2 protein-coding genes and 1 pseudogene are annotated in these 3010 nt (G+C 64.7%); all 3 read left to right on the top strand.

The window, feature by feature from the left end; all coding sequences use genetic code 11:
* Nucleotides 1-989, top strand: a 989-nt coding sequence (gcvT, locus tag RMO18_RS16730; protein ID WP_309667436.1) for a glycine cleavage system aminomethyltransferase GcvT, incomplete at its 5' end; no start/stop codon positions are given.
* Nucleotides 990-996: 7 nt separating this feature from the next.
* Complete coding sequence (gene gcvH, locus RMO18_RS16725) at nt 997-1356, top strand: glycine cleavage system protein GcvH (protein ID WP_309667434.1); 360 nt, start codon at nt 997-999, stop codon at nt 1354-1356.
* 95 nt (nt 1357-1451) lie between these two features.
* Nucleotides 1452-3010: pseudogene (locus RMO18_RS16720) on the top strand (glycine dehydrogenase (aminomethyl-transferring)); the annotation flags it as partial.

The raw sequence follows: 3010 nt of genomic DNA, 5'->3' as shown, positions 1-3010 counted from the left end.
ACCTGCACACGCGCCGCGCCGCCGGGCTGTTTGACGTGAGCCACATGGGGCAGGTGATCTTGCGGCCAAAGGCCGGGATGGCGGCGCTGTGTCTGGCCTTCGAGGCGCTGATGCCGGTGGATGTGCTGGGGCTGGCACCGGCGCGGCAGCGCTATGGGCTTTTTACCAATGATACGGGCGGAATTCTGGATGACCTGATGTTCGCCAACCGGGGCGATCCTCTGTTTGTGGTGGTGAATGCGGCCTGCAAGGCGGCGGATATTGCCCATATGTCGGCGGGCTTGCCGGGAGTTGCGGTGGAGCCGGTGACGGACCGGGCTTTGCTGGCGCTGCAGGGGCCGCGGGCCGAGGCGGCGCTGGCGCGGCATTTGCCGGGGGTGGCTGCGCTGCGGTTCATGGATCAGGCGGTGATCGGCGATGTCTGGGTCAGCCGGTCTGGCTATACCGGCGAGGACGGGTTCGAGATTTCGGTGCCGATGGCGGGGGCTGAGGCGTTTGCGCGCAAACTTCTGGCCGAGCCGGAGGTGATGCCGATCGGGCTTGGGGCGCGAGATTCGCTCAGGCTGGAGGCGGGGTTGTGCCTGTACGGCCATGACATCGACGAGACCACGAGCCCGGTCGAGGCGGGGCTGGTCTGGGCGCTGCAGAAGGCGCGGCGGGCTGGTGGCGCGCGCGAAGGCGGCTTTCCCGGTGCGGAGCGCATCTTGCACGAACTGGCAGAGGGGCCGGAGCGGCAGCGCGTCGGCCTGCGCCCGGACGGCCGCGCGCCGATGCGCGAGGGGACAGCACTTTTCGGCCCCGATGGCACGCCTTTGGGCAGCGTGACCTCTGGCGGTTTTGGCCCATCAGTGCAGGCCCCGATTGCGATGGGCTATGTTGCGACCCATTTTGCTGCCACCGGTGCCACGCTGGAAGGCGATGTGCGCGGCAAACGGTTGCCGGTCACGGTGGCCGATCTTCCTTTCCAACCAACAACCTACAAACGCTGAGGATGCGATGAAATACACCAAGGATCATGAATGGCTGCGGATCGAAGGCGATCTGGTGGTCGTGGGCATCACCGAACACGCGGCGACGCAATTGGGCGACGTGGTGTTTGTCGAGCTGCCCGAGGTCGAGACCATGGTTGCCGAGGGCGACGAGGTCTGCGTGATCGAAAGCGTCAAGGCCGCGTCGGATATTCTGGCGCCGCTGGACGGCGAGATTGTCGAGGTCAATGAAAAGCTGGTTGATGCGCCGGCGCTGGTGAACGAAGACCCGACCGGGGCGGCATGGTTCTTCAAGATGAAGCTGGATGATCTGAGCGTGCTGGATCAGTTCATGGACGAGGATGAATATCAGGACCTGATCGGGTGACACAGTCCGGGATCGGGGGCCAGCCCCCGAACCCCCGGGATATTTGATGACAGATGAATGAGGAGCGGGTTTCGCGAGATCCCGGAGCGATGCCAATGACCTACACGCCAGTCGACTATAACCCCTACGACTTTGCCAACCGCCGCCATATCGGGCCTTCCCCCGCCGAAATGGACGAGATGCTGAACGTGGTGGGCGTGCAGACGCTGGATGCTTTGATCGATGAGACGGTTCCTGCGGCGATCCGGCAGAGCAAGCCCTTGTCGTGGCCGCCTTTGGCCGAGCACGAGTTGCTGGCCCGGATGAAGGAGGTCAGCCAGAAGAACAAGGTGATGACCAGCCTGATCGGGCAGGGCTATTACGGCACGGTGACGCCGCCCGCGATTCAGCGGAATATCCTGGAAAACCCGGCCTGGTATACCGCCTACACCCCCTATCAGCCCGAGATCGCGCAGGGGCGGCTGGAGGCTTTGCTCAACTACCAGACGATGATCTGTGATCTGACTGGCCTTGATGTGGCGAACGCCAGCCTTTTGGACGAGGCGACGGCGGCGGCCGAGGCGATGACGATGGCCGAGCGCAGTGCCAAGTCGAAGGCGCGGGCGTTCTTTGTGGACCGGTTCTGCCATCCGCAGACGATTGCGGTGATCCGTACCCGTGCGCTGCCGCTGGGCATCACGATCATCGAGGACACGGTCGACAAGCTGGACCCCGCACAGGTGTTTGGCGCGATTTTCCAGTATCCCGGCAGCTATGGCCATGTTCAGGACTTCACCGCCGAGATCGCCCGGCTGCATGAGGCCAAGGCGATTGCCATCGTGGCGACCGACCTTCTGGCGTTGTGCATGCTGAAGGAACCGGGGGCCATGGGCGCGGATATTGCCGTCGGCTCCAGCCAGCGGTTTGGCGTGCCCTTGGGCTATGGCGGGCCGCATGCGGCGTTCATGTCGTGCCGTGATGATCTGAAGCGGTCGATGCCGGGACGGATTGTCGGCGTGTCGATCGATGCGGGTGGGACCAAGGCCTACCGGCTGTCCCTGCAGACGCGCGAGCAGCATATCCGGCGCGAAAAGGCCACGAGCAACGTCTGTACCGCGCAGGCGCTGCTGGCGGTGATGGCCTCGTTTTATGCGGTGTTCCATGGGCCAAAGGGGCTGCGCGCCATCGCCGAGCGGGTGCATTTCCTGACCAACCGGCTGGCGCGGGCGCTGAAGGCGGCGGGGGCCAAGGTTTCCCCCAAGGCGTTCTTTGACACCATCACGGTGGAGGTCGGCGTCGGGCAGGCAGGCATTCTGGCCGCCGCTCGGCATGAGGGGCTGAACTTCCGCAAGATCGGCAATGACCGGGTGGGGATTTCGCTGGACGAGACCACCGACGAGCGGGTGCTGATCCGCGTGCTGCGCGCCTTTGGCATCGACGGGGTGCCGCCGCACCGCGCGACCCTGGGCTTTCCAGAAGACATGGTCCGCAAGACCGATTACCTGACGCATCCGGTGTTCCACATGAACCGGGCCGAGAGCGAGATGATGCGCTACATGCGGCGTCTGTCGGACCGCGACCTTGCGCTGGACCGGGCGATGATCCCGCTGGGGTCCTGCACGATGAAGCTGAATGCGGCGGCCGAGATGATGCCGATCACCTGGCCGGAGTTTGG

The organism is Tabrizicola sp., from assembly GCF_031377265.1.
Classification (GTDB): domain Bacteria; phylum Pseudomonadota; class Alphaproteobacteria; order Rhodobacterales; family Rhodobacteraceae; genus JAUYQR01.
Note: the sequence above shows the minus strand (reverse complement) of the source record. Positions and strands in the feature narration are given on the sequence as shown.

Coding starts and splice junctions, on each gene's coding strand:
- gcvH (WP_309667434.1), top strand. CDS start 997: ATGAAATACACCAAGGATCATGAATGGCTGCGGATCGAAGGCGATCTG.